The organism is Nocardioides sp. Root151, from assembly GCF_001427925.1.
Lineage (GTDB): Bacteria > Actinomycetota > Actinomycetes > Propionibacteriales > Nocardioidaceae > Nocardioides.
Window position 1 is genome coordinate 1353797 of the sequence record NZ_LMGG01000001.1, and the last position, 15901, is coordinate 1369697.

At 69.8% G+C, this 15901-nt stretch carries 14 protein-coding genes, 2 tRNA genes and 1 other RNA gene; 7 read left to right on the forward strand and 10 right to left on the reverse strand.

Translation table 11 applies throughout. The features are described 5' to 3' along the window. Positions 1-5: 5 nt before the first annotated feature. Together ASD66_RS06425 and ASD66_RS06430 are read left to right on the forward strand one after the other, a co-directional pair. A complete protein-coding gene (locus ASD66_RS06425) occupies positions 6-1022 on the forward strand; it encodes an ArsA-related P-loop ATPase (protein ID WP_056679765.1) in 1017 nt (338 codons plus the stop codon). Then, positions 1019-2200: an ArsA family ATPase gene (locus tag ASD66_RS06430; RefSeq protein WP_056890339.1), complete on the forward strand. Its 1182-nt coding sequence runs from the start codon at positions 1019-1021 to the stop codon at positions 2198-2200. Before ASD66_RS06425 ends, ASD66_RS06430 begins: the two co-directional genes overlap by 4 nt. Positions 2201-2248: 48 nt before the next feature. Here the strand turns inward: ASD66_RS06430 and ASD66_RS06435 are convergent, their stop codons facing one another. Further along, positions 2249-2530 carry a WhiB family transcriptional regulator gene (locus tag ASD66_RS06435; RefSeq protein ID WP_200949888.1) on the reverse strand — a complete coding sequence of 94 codons (282 nt, stop codon included), beginning with the start codon at positions 2528-2530 and terminating at the stop codon, positions 2249-2251. 194 nt (positions 2531-2724) lie between these two features. Here ASD66_RS06435 and ASD66_RS06440 point away from each other — a divergent pair, with 194 nt between their 5' ends. Next, the gene (locus tag ASD66_RS06440; protein WP_156388554.1) at positions 2725-5091 is read left to right on the forward strand and encodes a penicillin-binding protein; all 2367 of its coding nucleotides are present in this window, start codon (positions 2725-2727) and stop codon (positions 5089-5091) included. Between the two features lie 36 nt (positions 5092-5127). On the opposite strand, the gene ASD66_RS06445 is transcribed toward ASD66_RS06440, so the two are convergent. After that, positions 5128-5589 (reverse strand): GatB/YqeY domain-containing protein, encoded by a 462-nt coding sequence (locus ASD66_RS06445; RefSeq protein WP_056679929.1) that lies wholly within the window; start codon positions 5587-5589, stop codon positions 5128-5130. 26 nt (positions 5590-5615) lie between these two features. Here ASD66_RS06445 and ASD66_RS06450 point away from each other — a divergent pair, with 26 nt between their 5' ends. From ASD66_RS06450 to ASD66_RS06460, 3 genes are all read left to right on the forward strand, one after another. Beyond that, a complete protein-coding gene (locus ASD66_RS06450) occupies positions 5616-6530 on the forward strand; it encodes a metallophosphoesterase (RefSeq protein WP_056890340.1) in 915 nt (304 codons plus the stop codon). A 263-nt stretch (positions 6531-6793) separates the two neighbouring features. Then, positions 6794-6867 (forward strand) — tRNA-Pro (locus tag ASD66_RS06455). A 212-nt stretch (positions 6868-7079) separates the two neighbouring features. Then, on the forward strand, positions 7080-8183 hold the full coding sequence (locus ASD66_RS06460) for a hypothetical protein (RefSeq protein ID WP_156388555.1): 1104 nt from the start codon (positions 7080-7082) through the stop codon (positions 8181-8183). Between the two features lie 112 nt (positions 8184-8295). On the opposite strand, the gene ASD66_RS06465 is transcribed toward ASD66_RS06460, so the two are convergent. The 8 genes from ASD66_RS06465 to ffs all read right to left on the reverse strand — a co-directional run bounded on the left by ASD66_RS06465 (position 8296) and on the right by ffs (position 15709). Then, positions 8296-9348 carry an aspartate-semialdehyde dehydrogenase gene (locus ASD66_RS06465; RefSeq protein ID WP_082563678.1) on the reverse strand — a complete coding sequence of 351 codons (1053 nt, stop codon included), beginning with the start codon at positions 9346-9348 and terminating at the stop codon, positions 8296-8298. Further along, positions 9345-10616: an aspartate kinase gene (locus ASD66_RS06470; RefSeq protein WP_056679751.1), complete on the reverse strand. Its 1272-nt coding sequence runs from the start codon at positions 10614-10616 to the stop codon at positions 9345-9347. The genes ASD66_RS06465 and ASD66_RS06470 overlap by 4 nt, the downstream gene beginning before the upstream one ends. A 67-nt stretch (positions 10617-10683) precedes the next feature. Further along, positions 10684-11280 carry a DUF5063 domain-containing protein gene (locus ASD66_RS06475; protein WP_056679748.1) on the reverse strand — a complete coding sequence of 199 codons (597 nt, stop codon included), beginning with the start codon at positions 11278-11280 and terminating at the stop codon, positions 10684-10686. Then, positions 11273-11872, reverse strand: coding sequence for a recombination mediator RecR (gene recR / locus ASD66_RS06480; protein ID WP_056679745.1), 600 nt, complete (start codon positions 11870-11872; stop codon positions 11273-11275). The genes ASD66_RS06475 and recR overlap by 8 nt, the downstream gene beginning before the upstream one ends. A 1-nt stretch (position 11873) precedes the next feature. After that, on the reverse strand, positions 11874-12266 hold the full coding sequence (locus ASD66_RS06485; protein WP_056679742.1) for a YbaB/EbfC family nucleoid-associated protein: 393 nt from the start codon (positions 12264-12266) through the stop codon (positions 11874-11876). Positions 12267-12282: 16 nt separating this feature from the next. Continuing rightward, positions 12283-14559 carry a DNA polymerase III subunit gamma and tau gene (locus ASD66_RS06490; protein WP_414858566.1) on the reverse strand — a complete coding sequence of 759 codons (2277 nt, stop codon included), beginning with the start codon at positions 14557-14559 and terminating at the stop codon, positions 12283-12285. Positions 14560-14595: 36 nt separating this feature from the next. Then, entirely contained in the window at positions 14596-15570 is a 975-nt protein-coding gene (locus ASD66_RS06495) for a hypothetical protein (protein WP_056679736.1), read from the reverse strand. Between the two features lie 48 nt (positions 15571-15618). Beyond that, positions 15619-15709: signal recognition particle sRNA small type (ffs, locus tag ASD66_RS24095), an RNA gene on the reverse strand. A 96-nt stretch (positions 15710-15805) separates the two neighbouring features. On the opposite strand from ffs, the gene ASD66_RS06500 reads away from it, so the two are divergent. After that, a tRNA-Ser gene (locus tag ASD66_RS06500) sits at positions 15806-15893 on the forward strand. Positions 15894-15901 lie beyond the last annotated feature (8 nt).

The following is a 15901-nucleotide window of genomic DNA, read 5'->3' on the forward strand; positions in this document are numbered from 1 at the left end:
GTCCCGTGAGCACCACCGACTGGCCGAAGGTCCAGCTGCACGTCGTCACCGGCAAGGGCGGAACCGGCAAGTCGACGGTCGCCGCTGCACTGGCTCTTGCCCTGGCCAGCCGTGGCAAGAGCGTGCTGCTCTGCGAGGTCGAGGGTCGCCAAGGCATCGCCCAGATGTTCGACGTCTCGCCCCTGCCCTACGAGGAGCGCCGGATCGCGTCGGGGCTCCCCGGTTCCGAGGGCAGCGCCGGCGAGGTCTACGCCCTGCACATCGACGCCGAGTCCGCGCTGCTCGAATACCTCGCGATGTACTACAAGCTCGGTCGTGCCGGGCGGGCGCTCGACCGCTTCGGCGTCATCGACTTCGCCACCACGGTCGCCCCCGGCGTACGCGACGTACTGCTCACCGGCAAGGTCTTCGAGGCCGCCAAGGACGGCCGCAAGAAGGGCACCTCCAGCAAGGCCGGCCAGCAGTACGACGCGATCGTGCTCGACGCTCCTCCGACCGGCCGGATCGCCCAGTTCCTCAACGTCAACGGCGAGCTGGCCGGGCTGGCCAAGGCCGGGCCGATCAAGAAGCAGGCCGACACCGTGATGACGCTCTTCCGCTCTCCCCGCACCGCCATCCACCTGGTCACCGTGCTCGAGGAGATGCCGGTCCAGGAGACCGCCGACGGCGTGGGCGAGCTGCATCAGGCCAAGCTCCCCGTCGGCGGGGTGATCGTGAACCTGGTCCGGCCACGCGACCTCAGCGCGGAGCAGCTCGACGCGGCCCGCAACGGCACCCTCGACCGTGACGGCATCGAGGCGGACCTCCGCTCGGCCGGCGTCGAGGTCGACAAGGTGCTCGTCGACGGGCTGCTCACCGAGGCCCACGACCACGCCGAGCGGCGCGCCCTCGAGGAGAGCCAACGGGCCCTGGTCCATGAGATCGGCGTCCCCATCTACGAGCTGCCCCGACTCCCGTCAGGAGTCGACATGGGCGGCCTCTACCAACTGGCCGCGACGCTGCGAGAGCAAGGGATGGCATGAGCCGGCAACGCACCCGGGTCGGCCCGCTGGCCTCGACGGGCGAGGTCGCCCCGACCCTCGACATCGACGCACTGCTCGACAACCCGGCCACCGAGATCATCGTGTGCTGCGGGTCCGGCGGGGTAGGCAAGACCACCACCTCGGCATCCCTCGCACTGCGGGCGGCCGAGCGTGGCCGCAAGGTCGTCGTACTCACCATCGACCCGGCCCGACGGCTGGCGCAGTCGATGGGCATCGAGGCCCTCGACAACACGCCCCGGCCGGTGGCCGGCGTCGCCGAGGGCACCGGGTCGCTCGACGCGATGATGCTCGACATGAAGCGGACCTTCGACGAGGTGGTCGAGAGCCAGGCCAGCCCCGAGAAGGCGAAGCAGATCCTGGAGAACCCCTTCTACATCGCGTTGTCCAGCTCGTTCGCGGGCACCCAGGAATACATGGCGATGGAGAAGCTCGGGCAGCTCTACCGCGACGCGAAGCAGTCGGGGGCCTACGACCTGATCGTCGTCGACACGCCCCCGTCGCGTTCGGCGCTGGACTTCCTCGACGCTCCCGAGCGGCTGAGCAGCTTCCTCGACGGCAAGTTCATCCGGCTGCTGCTGGCGCCGGCGCGGGGCCCGGCACGCATCATGACCGCCGGCTTCGGGTTGATCACGAACGCGTTGACCAAGATCCTCGGGGCGACCGTGCTCCAGGACCTCCAGATGTTCGTCGCGGCGTTCGACACCCTCTTCGGCGGCTTCCGCCAGCGGGCCCAGAAGACCTATGAGCTGCTGCAGGCCGAAGGTACGGCGTTCCTTGTCATCGCGGCTCCGGAGCCCGACGCGCTGCGCGAGGCGGCGTACTTCGTCGACCGGCTCAGCGGGGAGAACATGCCGCTCGCCGGGTTGGTGGTCAACCGGGCCGGCATCAGGCCGGAGAGCGAGCTCAGCGCCGACGAGGCGATGGCCGCCGTCGAGCGGCTCGCCAGGCGTGACGGCGGGGCCGAGGTCACGGCAGGCCTGTTGCGGCTGCACGCCGACCGGGTGCGGATCGTCGAGCGTGAGACCGGGTTGCGGGCCAGGTTCGCCGCGGCCAACCCCAGGGTCGCCACGACGGTCGTCCCGGCACTGGCCACCGACGTGCACGACCTCGACGGGCTCCGTCGAATCGGCTCGCTGCTGGCCGGCCCGGCGGCCTGACGTCCGAAGTAGTCAGTCAGGACCGGGTCGACCCCAGTGGCCAGTCGCTCAGACGAGTGCGCCCGAGTGGCCGGCCTTGGCGGCTTCCAGCACGCTGCGCCAGGACGCGGCGGGGCTACGACGAAGCAGTGCCCGGCGCTCGCGCTCGGTCATGCCTCCCCACACACCCCACTCGATCTGGTTGTCCAGCGCTTCGGCCAGGCACTCGGTGCGCACGGGACAACCCGCGCAGACCTGCTTGGCCTTGTTCTGCTCCGCACCACGGACGAAGAGTTCGTCCGGCTGCGCCTGTCGACACGCCGCTGCCGGCGCCCAGTCTTCAACCCACATGATGTCCCCACATCCAAACCGAGATGGATGAGCTCCAATCTGAAACTCACCACGGGCCAATCCCCACAAGTAAAGGTAGGCAATGATCGGTGGTTGAAACAGACACGAGTTGGCCACTTCGTCTAGTCAGAAAGGACTAGTCGCCAACCCGCACCAATGCGGGTGATATGGCCCTGTCACGTATCCTGAGGTGCATGTCCGCCCCCGATGACGGCCGCTCCCGCCCGGTTTCCGTGCTCTCCCACCTCGGCTCGATGCTCGCTGTCTCGGTGATCCTGGGAGTCGTCGCCGCCGGGCTGGCCATCCCGTTCGCCGCGGTCGCCGGGCTCACCGCGGGCAACGTCTCGGACTCCCTGCAGGAGCTGCCCGACGAGCTCGAGACCGAGGCGCTGGCCCAGTCGTCCCGCATCCTCGCCAGCGACGGCACCACGATCGCCACCCTGTACGACGAGAACCGGGTGAACGTGCCGCTGCGCCAGATGGCCAAGGTCATGCGCCAGGCGATCGTCTCGATCGAGGACTACCGCTTCTACCAGCACGGCGCCCTCGACGTGAAGGGCACGCTGCGCGCGTTCATCACCAACCAGGCCTCGGGCTCGACCCGCCAGGGTGGCTCCTCGATCACCCAGCAGATGGTCAAGCTGACCCTGATCAGCCAGGCCAAGGACGACGACGAGCGCAAGGCCGCCCAGGCCGAGACGATCGCCCGCAAGCTGCGCGAGCTGCGCTACGCGATCGCCTTCGAGGAGAACTACTCCAAGGACTGGATCCTCGAGCGCTACCTCAACATCGCCTACTTCGGTGACGGCGTGTACGGCGTACAGGCGGCGGCCAAGCACTACTTCAGCAAGGACGCCCGCAAGCTGAACCTCCGCGAGGCGGCCACCCTGGCCGGGCTGGTGAAGAACCCGGTCGGCTACGACCCGATCACGTTCCCCGACAAGGCGCTCTCGCGTCGCAACGTCGTGCTCGACCGCATGGCCCAGCTGAAGGTGATCAGCGAGGAGCGGGCCGAAAAGATCAAGTCCCAGGGCCTGCGTCTCAAGATCACGTCCAGCCGCAACGGCTGCCTGCTGGCGCGGGCACCGATCTACTGCGACTACGTGGTCAACTACCTCACGCGTGACCCCGCGTTGGGCAAGACCCCCGAGGACCGCCTCACCCTGCTGAAGTCGGGCGGCCTGACCATCCGCACGTCCCTCGACCTCCGGTTCCAGGACGCCGCCGACGCGTCGGTGCGCAACCACGTGCGCCAGAACGAGTCGGCCATCGGGTCCCTGGCCCTGATCCAGCCCCGGACCGGCAACGTCAAGGCGATCTCCCAGTCCAGGCCCCTGGGGCTCAAGGAGAAGATGGGCGAGACGTCCATCAACTATGCGGTGCCCAAGGAAGAGGGCGGCGCCCGGGGCTTCCAGGCCGGCTCGACGTTCAAGGCGTTCGTGCTCGCCGATGCGATCCGGCAGAAGATCTCCCTCAACACCACGATCGACTCGCCCAAGGAACGCACGTTCCAGGAGGCCGACTACAAGAACTGTGACGGCCAGCCCTACGGCTACGGCAGCTTCTCCATCCCGAACTCCACGACCTCCGGTCCGAAGAACCTCTACACCGGCACGCGCGAGTCCGTGAACACCTTCTACATGGCCCTTGAACAGCTCACCGGCATCTGCACGCCGTACCGCCTGGCCAAGCAGATGGGCGTCAACCTGACCAACCCGGTCGACAGCAGCTCCGGTTCGGCCGAGCGAGTGCCGACCTTCACGCTCGGCGTTGCCGACGCCACCCCGCTCGAGATGGCCGAGGCCTACGCGACGTTCGCCGCCCGCGGCCTGCACTGCGACGCGCGACCGGTCACCAAGATCGAGGACGCCAACGGCACCCTGCTCAAGGACTACCCGCGCAAGTGCACGCAGGTGCTGCCCAGCGCGGTCGCCGACGCCGTCAACGACGTCCTGCGCGGCGTGCAGGAAGGCGACGGCTTCGGTGCCATCAACGGTCTCGCCCTCGGCCAGCAGTCGGCCGGCAAGACCGGTACGACGAACAGTGCCAACTCGGTGTGGTTCGTCGGCTACACGCCCAACCTGGCCGGTGCGTCGATGATCGCCGGGGTCAAGGAGGACGGCGGCCCCGACTCCCTGATCGGCAAGACCATCGGCGGCAGCACCCTCTACTCGGCCTCGGGCTCCGGCACGGCCGGCCCCATGTGGGGCGACGCCATGCACGTCATCGAGCAGTGGCTCGACGACGAGACGTTCACCCCGCCGTCCTCGACCGAGATCTCCGGTGTGCTCGTCGACATCCCGCCGACCGGTGGCATGAACGTCGACGACGCCAAGGCCACTCTCGAGGACCTCGGTTTCAAGGTGATCGTGGCCAGCGGCCAGGTCGACTCCAGCTACAACCAGGGCACCGTCGCCTACACCGACCCCGGGTCGGGTGGCCAGCAGTCCTCCGGCGACGTGGTGACGATCTACGTCTCCGACGGCTCGCCGTACGTCCCGCCGAAGCAGGACCCGCCCAAGAAGAAAAAGAAGAAGCCCGGGCGCGGACGCGGCCGCTGACTCACTGACGCGAGCGACACGGCGCCCGCGTGGAACTCAGGCGCCGAGCTGGCGGCGTACCTCGGCCGCCACCAGGCCGCCGTCCGCCTTGCCCTTCACCTGCGGCGAGACGATGCCCATGACCTTGCCCATCGCGCGCATGCCCTCGCCGGCGGCGCCGGTCTTCTCGACGGCGGCGGTGACGAGGTCGGCGATCTCGGACTCGCTCAGCTGGGCCGGCAGGTAGTCGCCGATCACCACGAGTTCGGCCCGCTCCTTGTCGGCCATCTCGGCCCGGCCGCCGTCGTCGAAGGCGGTTGCGGCCTCGCGCCGCTTCTTGGCCTCGGTGGACAGCACGCCGATGATGTCGTCGTCGGACAGCTCCACCTGGGTCTTGCCGGCCACCTCGGCGTTCGTGATCGCGGTGAGCAGCATCCGGAGAGTGGAGGAGCGCACCTCGTCCCGGGCCTTGATGGCCGTGGTCAGGTCACTGCGCATGCGGTCCTTGAGAGCACTCATGAGGACCATTGTGGCAGCCTTGAGGGATGTCGTTCACCCGCATTCTCGGCCTCGGCGTGCTCGCCGGCGTCGCCACGCTCGGGTACGCCGCCACGGAGGCCCGTGCCTACACGCTCCGGCGGGTGGAGCTGCCGATCCTTCCGGCCGGGCAACGGTCGCTGCGGGTGCTGCACCTCTCCGACATCCACATGACCCCTGACCAGTCACGCAAGCAGGACTGGGTACGCCGGCTGGCCGCGCTCCAGCCCGATCTGGTGATCAACACCGGTGACAACCTGGCCCACCGTGACGCCGTACCCGTGGTGCTCTCCACGCTCGAACCGCTCCTCGAGGCGCCGGGCGTCTACGTCTTCGGGTCCAACGACTACTTCGAGCCGGCTCCGCGCAACCCGTTCAGGTACCTCATGCCCGACGACGGCACTCGCGCCGTCGACTCGCCCCAGTTGCCGTGGAAGGACCTGCAGCGGGGCTTCGAGGAGGCCGGCTGGACGGGTCTGACGAACACGACCGGCTCGCTCACCATCGGCGACACCGCGCTCGCCTTCGCCGGTGTCGACGACCCCCACCTCTCGTACGACGACCTCCCGGCCGTGTCCGGACCGGCACCAGCGGGGGCCGACGTACGCCTGGCGGTTGCGCACGCTCCGTACCTGCGGGTGCTCGACCAGTTCGCCGCCGACGGGTACGACGCGATCATCGCCGGCCACACGCACGGCGGGCAGGTGTGCCTGCCGTTCAATGGTGCACTGACCACCAACTGCGACCTCGACAACGCCCGTGCCAAGGGCCTGCACCGGCACCCGGCGGAGTCGGCGCCCGGTGATCCGGGCTCGGCCTGGCTGCACGTCTCGGCCGGTGTGGGCACCAACCCCTACACGCGGATCCGCTTCGCCTGTCGCCCCGAGGCCACCCTCCTCACCCTGACCTGTCGCGAGAACTGATCGACCTGTCGCCAGTTCCGGTCGACCTGTCGCCAGTTCGGGTCGACCTGTCGCCAGTTCGGGTCGACCTGTCGCCAGTTCCGTAGGGCCGTGCCGAAGAACGGGCACAACGCGCTCGGCGCACGCCGCGCACGCCCGACGGCCCGCTCCATTCCGGCGGATTGCCCGTTCTTCGGTACATCGGTCTCGTCCCCGGGCACCGATTTCAGGGGGCCGGTTGCCCTCGGGTATGCTCGCGTCCGTTCGCGGGCACGTTCCGCGATCGGGCTGTGGCGCAGCTTGGTAGCGCGCTTCGTTCGGGACGAAGAGGCCGCAGGTTCAAATCCTGTCAGCCCGACCCTGTAGATGGCCGGACCTCCATGGTCCGGCCATCACGCATTTCCGACCCTCTCCGTCGTGTAACGCGCTGTCCATGACGCTGTGCACCCTGCCGGCCGGGTGCACAGCGTCAACAGAGGCGCACAAGACGAACCTGCTCCGGTGCACACCTGTACGCCCAACACCCGGATGCCAGGTAGGACACGTTGCACCTCTGGCAGACTGCGCTCCATGGCTGACAAGGATCTTGGGGACGGCCCCTCACTGGAGATGCCCTCACTCGGCAATCTCTTCCGGCGCAAGAAGGGCAAGCAGGAGCCTGCGCCGGACGACTCGCTCACGCCGACCCAGGAGGAGCTGGACGCCGTCGTACGCGGCCGGAAGCCTTCGGAGGCGAGCGAGCCCCCCGCGGACAGTGCGACGCCCGCGGACGAGTCCCCGGAGCCCGTCACGGAGACGCCCGAGGTGGCCGAGGAACCGGTCGCGGAAGCCGTCGCTGAGCCGGAGTCACCCGCGCCGGCCGTTGTCGACGCCACCGCGCCCGAGACCACCGTCACCGAGACCCCCACTGAACCGGACGCGGAGCCCACCGTCGTCCTGGGCAGTACGCCGGACGCGGACGACACGTCCCACACCGCGGTGCTCGACGACCTCGACACGGTCGACCCGCAGCCGGCCCCACCCGTGCAGGAGTCGCCCGCAACAGCTGCACCGGCACCAACGGCCGAGCCGGCTGCTCCTGCCCAGGCACCAGCAGCGGACGACGACATCGACGACCGGCCGCTCTTCACCGACGAGGTGACCGAGCCGGCCGCCGCCATGCCGTCGCCCGAACCCGCTGGCGACGTCACGGACGAGGACCTCACGGACGACGAAGACGACGAGGACGAATCAGCTGTTGCGGCCAGGCGTCGCGCGCCCCGCGAGCGGCGTACGTTCACCCTGCCGGCACTTCCGGGACGGGTCGCCGCAGCGATCACCGGCCTGGTGATCGGTGCCCTCGCCGTCGCGATGACCTACCTGGCCGTCCAGGGCTGCGAGGCGGTCAAGGGCACCAGCAGCTGTGGCACGCCCGGCTTCTTCCTGCTGATCGCGATCATGATCCTGCTCGTGGTGATCGGCAGCGCCCTGCTCGGCGCATGGAAGGTCGCCGACCCCGGCAGCACCAGCTTCCTGGCCGTCGGCCTCGTCGCCGTGATCGCGCTGCTGTTCCTGATCCGGGTGATCTTCTCGCCGTGGATGGTCGTGGTCATCCCGGCCGTCGCGGTGGTCACCTTCGTGGTCTCGCAGTGGCTGACCTCGCTGTTCATCGAGGACCACGGCACACCGGAGTAGCCGCGCGACTTGTGCGGTGCTGTGGTCGCTCCCCACGCGTCACAACGCGTGTGGAGCGACCGTAACCCCGCGTTACACGGGGCAGGGCGCGGGGCAGCTGGCCGCGGAGCGATCAGAGGGTGGCGGCGACCAGTTCGGCGATCTGCACGGCGTTCAGGGCGGCACCCTTGCGCAGGTTGTCGTTGCTGATGAACAACGCCAGGCCACGCTCGTCGTCGACGCCGGGGTCGTTGCGCAGGCGCCCGACGTACGACGGGTCCTGGCCGGCGGCCTCGAGCGGGTTCGGGATCTCGGACAGCTCGACGCCGGGGGCGTCGGCGAGGAGCTCCTCGGCGCGCTTGACCGGCAGCGGCCGCTCGAACTCGGCGTTGATCGCCAGCGAGTGGCCGGAGAAGACCGGCACCCGCACGCAGATGCCCGAGACCCGCAGGTCGGGCAGGCCGAGGATCTTGCGGGACTCGTTGCGGAGCTTCTGCTCCTCGTCGGTCTCGTTCAGCCCGTCGTCGACGATCGAGCCGGCCAGCGCGACCACGTTGTAGGCGATGGTGCGGGCGTACTTCACCGGCTCGGGGAACTCCACCGACGAACCGTCGGTGGCCAGGCTGCGGGCGTCGCCGGCGGCCTCGACCTGCCCGGCCAGCTCCTCGACGCCGGCGAGACCGGAGCCGGAGACGGCCTGGTAGGTCGAGACGATGAGCCGCTGGAGCCCGGCCTCCTCGTGCAACGGCTTGAGCACGGGCATTGCGGCCATCGTGGTGCAGTTCGGGTTGGCGATGATGCCCTTGCGGGCCTCGCCGATCGCCTCCGGGTTCACCTCGGAGACCACGAGCGGTACGTCGGGGTCCATCCGCCAGGCCGACGAGTTGTCGACCACGATCACGCCGGCCTCGGCGTACTTCGGGGCCAGCGCCTTCGACGTCGAGCCGCCGGCGGAGAAGATCGCGATGTCGAGGTCGGAGATGTCGGCGGTCGAGGCGTCCTCGACGGTGATCTCGCCGTCGCCCCACGGCAGCGTGGTGCCGGCCGAGCGGGCCGAGGCGAGGAACCGGATCGACTCGAGCGGGAAGTCGCGCTCGGCGAGGATGCGACGCATGGCGTCACCGACCTGGCCGGTGGCGCCGACGATGCCGAGACGCACGGGGCGGGAGGCGTGGGGTGAAGTCATCGGCCGGTTCCTCCGTAGACGACGGCCTCGACCTCTTCGGAGTCGAGGTCGAAGGCGGTGTGCGTGGCTTGTACGGCGGTGTCGACCTGGGCCTCGTCGACGATCACGGAGATGCGGATCTCGGAGGTGGAGATCATCTCGATGTTGACGCCCGCGGTCGCCAGCGACGCGAAGAACTTCGCGGTGATGCCCGGGTGCGAGCGCATGCCGGCGCCGATCAGCGAGACCTTGCCGATCTGGTCGTCGTACAGCAGCTCCTCGTAGCCGACCTCGCCCTGGATGCGGGCCAGCGCGCTCATCGCGGCCTGGCCGTCCTCGCGGGGCAGGGTGAAGGAGATGTCGGTGCGGACCGTCGCGGCGGCCGAGACGTTCTGGACGACCATGTCGAGGTTGACCTCGGCCTCGGCCAGGGTCTCGAAGATGCGAGCCGCCTCGCCCACCTTGTCGGGGACACCGACGATGGTGATCTTGGCTTCGCTTCGATCGTGGGCGACGCCGGAAATGATCGCCTGTTCCATGGGGGTCTCGCCTTCGATGTCGGGAATGATCCAGGTGCCTTCCTTCTCGGAGAAGGAGGACCGGACGTGGATCGGCATGTTGTAGCGGCGGGCGTACTCCACGCACCGCAGGTGGAGGATCTTGGCGCCGGAGGCGGCCATCTCGAGCATCTCCTCGGTGGAGACGCGGTCGAGCTTGCGAGCCGCCGGGACGATGCGCGGGTCGGCGGTGAAGACGCCGTCGACGTCGCTGTAGATCTCGCACACGTCGGCACCCAGCGCCGCGGCCAGCGCGACGGCGGTGGTGTCGGAGGCGCCGCGTCCGAGCGTGGTGATGTCCTTGGTGTCCTGCGAGACGCCCTGGAAGCCGGCCACGATCGCGATCGCGCCGCTCTTGATGGCGTTCTCGATGCGTCCGGGCGTGATGTCGATGATCTTGGCCTTGCCGTGCGCGGAGTCGGTGATGACCCCGGCCTGCGAGCCGGTGAACGACTGCGCCTTGTGGCCCAGCTGCGCGATCGCCATCGCCACCAACGCCATCGAGATGCGCTCACCAGCGGTCAGCAGCATGTCGAGCTCGCGCGGGGGCGGCAACGGGGTGACCTGTTCGGCCAGGTCTCGCAGCTCATCGGTGCTGTCGCCCATGGCGGAGACCACGACGACAACATCGTTGCCGGCCTTGCGGGTGGCGACGATGCGCTGGGCGACCCGCTTGATGCCGGCCGCGTCAGCCACGGAGGAGCCGCCGTACTTCTGCACGACAATGCCCACGAAATCTTCCTCACGGTGTGATGACACAACTGGGCCGGCGACGCTGCTCGGCCACGCTGCCTGAATTCTACCGGGGCTCGGGCTCGGCACCTTCCAGCATCTCATCAGCGGCGGCGACCTGCTCCTGCTCGATCTCGAAGTCGATGTCGAGCCGGTCGTGCGTCACGATCGACTGCAGCGCGCGGAGTACGCCGGAGGCCTCGCTGCCCCACGTCGAGACGTAGGAGAACTGCCACCACCAGAGGGCTTCGTCGACCCGGCCGGCCTTGTAGTGCCGCAGGCCGTGGGCCAGCGACGAGGCGACGCTGGTGAGGTCGTCGGAGAGCATCGAGGTGACGATCTCAGGCTCGCCGTAGGTGTCGAAGACCTCGGCGTACATGTCGACGCCGTCGAGCATGCGGGCCAGGCGCAGCCGCATGCCGTCGAGGTCGGGGTCGGGCCCGGCGTCGGGCTGGAACTCCTCGGCCGGCGTGAAGTCGGACTGCACGCCGAGTCGCGCGCCGGCCAGAAGCACCTGGGACACCTCGAGCAGCAGGAGCGAGATCGCCCGGCTGCCGTCGGCGTCACGGGTGATGGCCTGCAGTGCGACCAGGAAGCTCTCGACCTGGTCGGAAATCTGTTGGGCGAACTCCTCCAGCTGGGGGTCCACGGTCTGGTCAGTCATCGGCTGATCTCCTCCCGGCGAAGGCCCGCCCGAGTGTCACCTCGTCGGCGTACTCGAGATCTCCGCCCACAGGCAGTCCACTCGCCAAACGCGTCACGCGCAACCCCATCGGCTTGAGATTGCGGGTGAGGAACGTCGCAGTGGCCTCGCCCTCGAGGTTCGGATCGGTCGCGAGAATGACCTCGGTGACCGTGCCGTCGGCCAGTCGCACCATGAGCTCACGGATGCGCAGCTGCTCAGGCCCGATGCCGTCGATCGGCGAGATCGCCCCGCCGAGCACGTGGTAGCGGCCCCGGAACTCACGGGTGCGCTCGATGGCGACGACGTCTTTGTACTCCTCGACCACGCACAGCACCGACGGGTCACGTCGCGGGTCGCGGCAGATGCGGCACTGGTCGTCCTCGGAGACGTTGAAGCAGACCGAGCAGAACTTCACCTTCGCCTTGACCTGGATCAGCACGTCGGCGAGGCGGCGTACGTCGACCGGGTCGGCCTGCAGCAGGTGGAACGCGATGCGCTGGGCGCTCTTCGGGCCCACTCCGGGGAGCTGACCGAGCTCGTCGATCAGGTCCTGGACGATTCCTTCGTACAACTCAGAACCCCAAGCCGGGCAGGGAGTCCCCGCCACCACCGGCGCCGCCCATGCCGCCGCCGGCCAGCGGGCCGAGGGTCTCGGCGGCCAGCGCGTCGGCCTTCGCCTTCGCGTCGCGCCAGGCGGCCACGATGAGGTCGCCCAGGTCGGTGAGGTCGTCGGCGTCGTCGCCCGCGAAGTTGCCGGCGGTGATGGCGACACCGAGCAGGTCACCGGTGCCGCTGAGCTTCACGGTGACCGCTCCCCCGGCGACCGTGCCCTCGACCTCGGTCTCGCCCAGGCGGGCCTGCGCGCTCATCAGCTGCTCCTGCATCTGCTGGGCCTGCTGGAGCAGCGCGTTCATGTCGAAGCCACCTTGGCCGAACTGCTCGGATCCGAACGGGTTCTCGGTCATCGTCGTGCCTCTCGCCTCAGTCGTTCTTGATCTCTTGGATGATCTTCGCGCCGAGCTCTCGCTGGAGGAGCTCGGCGGCCGACAGCCCGGAGCTGTCGATGTCGGGGTCGTCGCGGCTGACGTCGGCGTCCGCGGCCCCGTGGTCGGGTGCGGCCTTGGGCTCCGCGGCACCCGAACGGGTCGGCTGGATGGCCTCCCGGGCGGCTGCCACCGCGCTCGGGGACACGGCCTCGGCTGTCGGGGCCTCCGCGGCCTCCGGGGGCGGGCCGGCTTCGGGCACCGGCGTCGACGGGTCGGCCCACGGCGGCGGCGCATCCGGTGCTGCCTGCGCCGCGTCGCCACCGAACGGGTCGCCCTGCGGCTGACTGGCTGCCTGCTGCTGCTCGGGCGCGGGGTCCGTGCGCGACGGGGCCTGTGGGGCGGCTGGCCCTGCCCCCTGCGCCTGGGCACCCGGGTCGACGATCGCCTCGATGCGCCAGTCGGTGCCGATCACGTCGATCGCCGCCTGGCGGACGATCTCGTCGCTGCCACCGTTGACGAACGACTCCCGGGCACCGGAGTTGGTGAACCCGAGCGTCAGCGTCTTGCCGTCGACCGCCACGACCTGCGAGTTCTGAGTGAGGTGGATCCAGGTGACGCGCCGCTTGAGCTTGGCCGCCTCGACGACGTCGGGCCACAGCCGGCGTACGTCACCCAGGCTGAGCCCGCCGCTCGGCGCCGCCGGCGCGGCCGAAGGCGGCTCGGGCGCAGCGGGCTCCGGCGCAGCGGGCTCCGGCGCAGCGGGCTCGGGCGCCACAGACGGAGCGGCCGGGGCAACGGATTCGGGGGTCGGCTCCGGCACGACGGGAGCCGACGCTGCCGGCGCCGGCGCGGAAGTCTCAGGCGTGGGCTCGGAAAGGACAGGCGCCCGCTGCTGGTCGCGGGCCGCAGGGCCGGACGGCGGAGTGGCCGGCTGGGTCGTCGCGATGTTGGCGGCGGCGGCTGCTTCGCCGGGAGCCCCGGAGGCCGGCTGCGGCGTCGCGGCGCGCGCGGCAGGCGCATCGCCGGAAGCCCCGGAGGACTGCACGGGCGCAGGACCGGCAGGCACGCCACCCGTGATGTCGACGCGCCGCTCGAGACGGTCGAGTCGCGCCATGAGCCCGTCGGTCGAGTGGTCGGCCCCGGGCAGCAGCACGCGGGCGCAGATCAGCTCGAGCAGGAGTCGGGGCGCGGTGGCGCCGCGCATCTCGGTCAGGCCGGTGGCGAACAGGTCGGCCGCCCGGCTGAGCCCCGCGACGCCGTACCGGCTGGCCTGGGCGGTGAGGCGCTCGGCGGCGTCCTCGGGGACGTCGATCAGGCCGGTCGTGGACGCGTCGGGCACCGCCGCGATGATCACCAGGTCGCGCAGCCGGCGCAGGAGGTCCTCGGTGAATCGGCGCGGGTCCTGGCCGGTCTCGATCACCTTGTCGACGACGCCGAAGACGGAGGCACCGTCACCGGCGGAGAAGGCGTCGATCACCTCGTCGAGCAGGGAGTCGGGCGTGTAGCCGAGCAGGCCGGTGGCCAGCGCGTGGGTGACACCCTCGGGCCCGGCGCCGCCGAGCAGCTGGTCGAGCACCGACATGGTGTCTCGAGCCGACCCGGCGCCGGCGCGCACGACCAGCGGCAGCGCGGCGGGCTCGATCGAGACACCCTCCTTCTCGCAGAGCTCGCCGAGGTACGCCGAGAGCAGGCGCGGCGGGATCAGCCGGAACGGGTAGTGGTGGGTGCGCGAGCGGATGGTCGGGATGACCTTCTCGGGCTCGGTGGTGGCGAAGATGAACCGCAGGTGGGGCGGCGGCTCCTCGACCAGCTTCAGCAGGGCGTTGAAGCCCTGCGGGGAGACCATGTGGGCCTCGTCGATGATGTAGACCTTGTAGCGGCTCTTCACCGGGGCGAAGAACGCCTTCTCGCGCAGGTCACGGGCGTCGTCGACACCACCGTGGGAGGCGGCGTCGATCTCGATCACGTCGATGGACCCGGGGCCACCGCGAGCCAGGTCGCGACACGAGTCGCACTCGCCGCACGGGTCGGCGATCGGGGCCTTCTCGCAGTTCAGTGCGCGGGCCAGGATGCGTGCCGACGTGGTCTTGCCGCACCCCCGTGGACCGGAGAACAGATAGGCGTGGTTGACCCGGTTGTTCGCGAGGGCAGCGCGCAGCGGCTCGGTGACGTGCTCCTGGCCGATGACCTCGGCGAACGTCTCGGGCCGGTAGCGGCGATAGAGGGCGAGGGGTGCTTCCACGTTGTGAACCCTAACCACCTGCCCCGACAGCCGAAAGGCGGACTGCTCGGCCGGCTCGGTCCGGGGTCAGAACTTGTGGAACCAGCGGTCGGGTTGGAGGCGTACGCCGGGGCAGGTCACGTTGACGTCGCGGCTGTCCTGGACCCATTGCCCGAACACCGCGTCGCCGCCCTGGAAGGACCATTCCGCCCCGCACCGGGCGCGTGCGGCGGACTCCGAGGTGATCCCTGCGGGCCGCCACTCGGGAGCGTCGAAGGCCAGGTCACCGACGATCCTGCTCCACATCGACGGAAGTGAGTAGAAGCCGACGCGCACCCCGCGGTCGCCGTACCCGCGCACTGCTCCTTCGACGACTGCCGCGTTGGCCTGCTTGTCGTTGCTCCACTCGAAGAGCGGCACCGGCTCCACGTCGAGCCACACGATCGGGCTCTCGAGGCCGGCGTCGGACATCGTGACGAGGTTGAACAGCGCGGACTGGTACCCGACGTTCTTCAGGGCGCCGAGGCGGGTGCTGCCGTCGTACGGCCCCTCGTCAGAGAGCTTCTCGAGGGTGGCTGCGTCGGGGTAGCTGACGATCGCGTACGCCGCCGCGAGCAGCTTGCGGTCCCGGACCCAGGCGACCTGGTCGGCCAGGCACGGGTTGCGGGTGAACGACGGGCTGTTGGTGAGGCCGATGATGACGAACTGCGCGGTCTCGAGCGGCATCGGCTGGCCCTGCCCGCGCTTCTCGGGGATGCCGACGCCCTCAGGACACTGCGGCCAGCTGACGTCGGCCCCGCGCAGGTGGTCGAGGCGACGCTTGGCCTTGGCGTTGTAGTCGTCGACGATCGAGGCGAGGTCGCTCGGCACGAGGTTCTCCGTGGGTGCCGTCGTGGCGGGCAGGTCCTCGGTGCGTACGGCGTCCGGCGGCGGCGTGCTCGACGCCCGAGCAGAGCCGGTGGGCGACTCCGACGAGGCGTCACCGTCGTCCGAGCAGGACGACAGCGCCAAGCCGAGCGCTCCGACGAGCAGGAGCGAGAGGCCGCGTCGTCGGAAGTCCATCCGGTGAGGATAGGCGGCGTCGACGAGTCGGGGCGGGCCCGGGAACGAAAAGGCCCCCCGCGCACCCGACAGAGCTCACCTGCCCTTGCTGCCTTCCGGCCCTGGGGGAGTTCAGCGAGATGCCGCCACGCGGGGGGTTGCGGAGAGTCTAGGTCAGCGCCTCCGCGAGGGCCAAAGCGGCCGCACACGTCGGCCGGATTTCTCCCCATCGTGAGTCACCGGTAATCTCCTCCGCGGAGGTATCGCCTAGTGGCCTATGGCGCTCGCTTGGAAAGCGGGTTGGGTTAACGCCCTCGGGGGTTCGAATCCCCCTACCTCCGCCACCTGGACG

Coding starts and splice junctions, on each gene's coding strand:
- ASD66_RS06445 (WP_056679929.1), bottom strand. CDS start 5,589: ATGAGTGCTCTCAAGGACCGCATGCGCAGTGACCTGACCACGGCCATC.
- ASD66_RS06440 (WP_156388554.1), top strand. CDS start 2,725: ATGTCCGCCCCCGATGACGGCCGCTCCCGCCCGGTTTCCGTGCTCTCC.
- ASD66_RS06430 (WP_056890339.1), top strand. CDS start 1,019: ATGAGCCGGCAACGCACCCGGGTCGGCCCGCTGGCCTCGACGGGCGAG.
- ASD66_RS06475 (WP_056679748.1), bottom strand. CDS start 11,280: ATGACTGACCAGACCGTGGACCCCCAGCTGGAGGAGTTCGCCCAACAG.
- ASD66_RS06450 (WP_056890340.1), top strand. CDS start 5,616: ATGTCGTTCACCCGCATTCTCGGCCTCGGCGTGCTCGCCGGCGTCGCC.
- ASD66_RS06485 (WP_056679742.1), bottom strand. CDS start 12,266: ATGACCGAGAACCCGTTCGGATCCGAGCAGTTCGGCCAAGGTGGCTTC.
- ASD66_RS06465 (WP_082563678.1), bottom strand. CDS start 9,348: ATGACTTCACCCCACGCCTCCCGCCCCGTGCGTCTCGGCATCGTCGGC.
- ASD66_RS06435 (WP_200949888.1), bottom strand. CDS start 2,530: ATGTGGGTTGAAGACTGGGCGCCGGCAGCGGCGTGTCGACAGGCGCAG.
- ASD66_RS06495 (WP_056679736.1), bottom strand. CDS start 15,570: ATGGACTTCCGACGACGCGGCCTCTCGCTCCTGCTCGTCGGAGCGCTC.
- ASD66_RS06460 (WP_156388555.1), top strand. CDS start 7,080: ATGGCTGACAAGGATCTTGGGGACGGCCCCTCACTGGAGATGCCCTCA.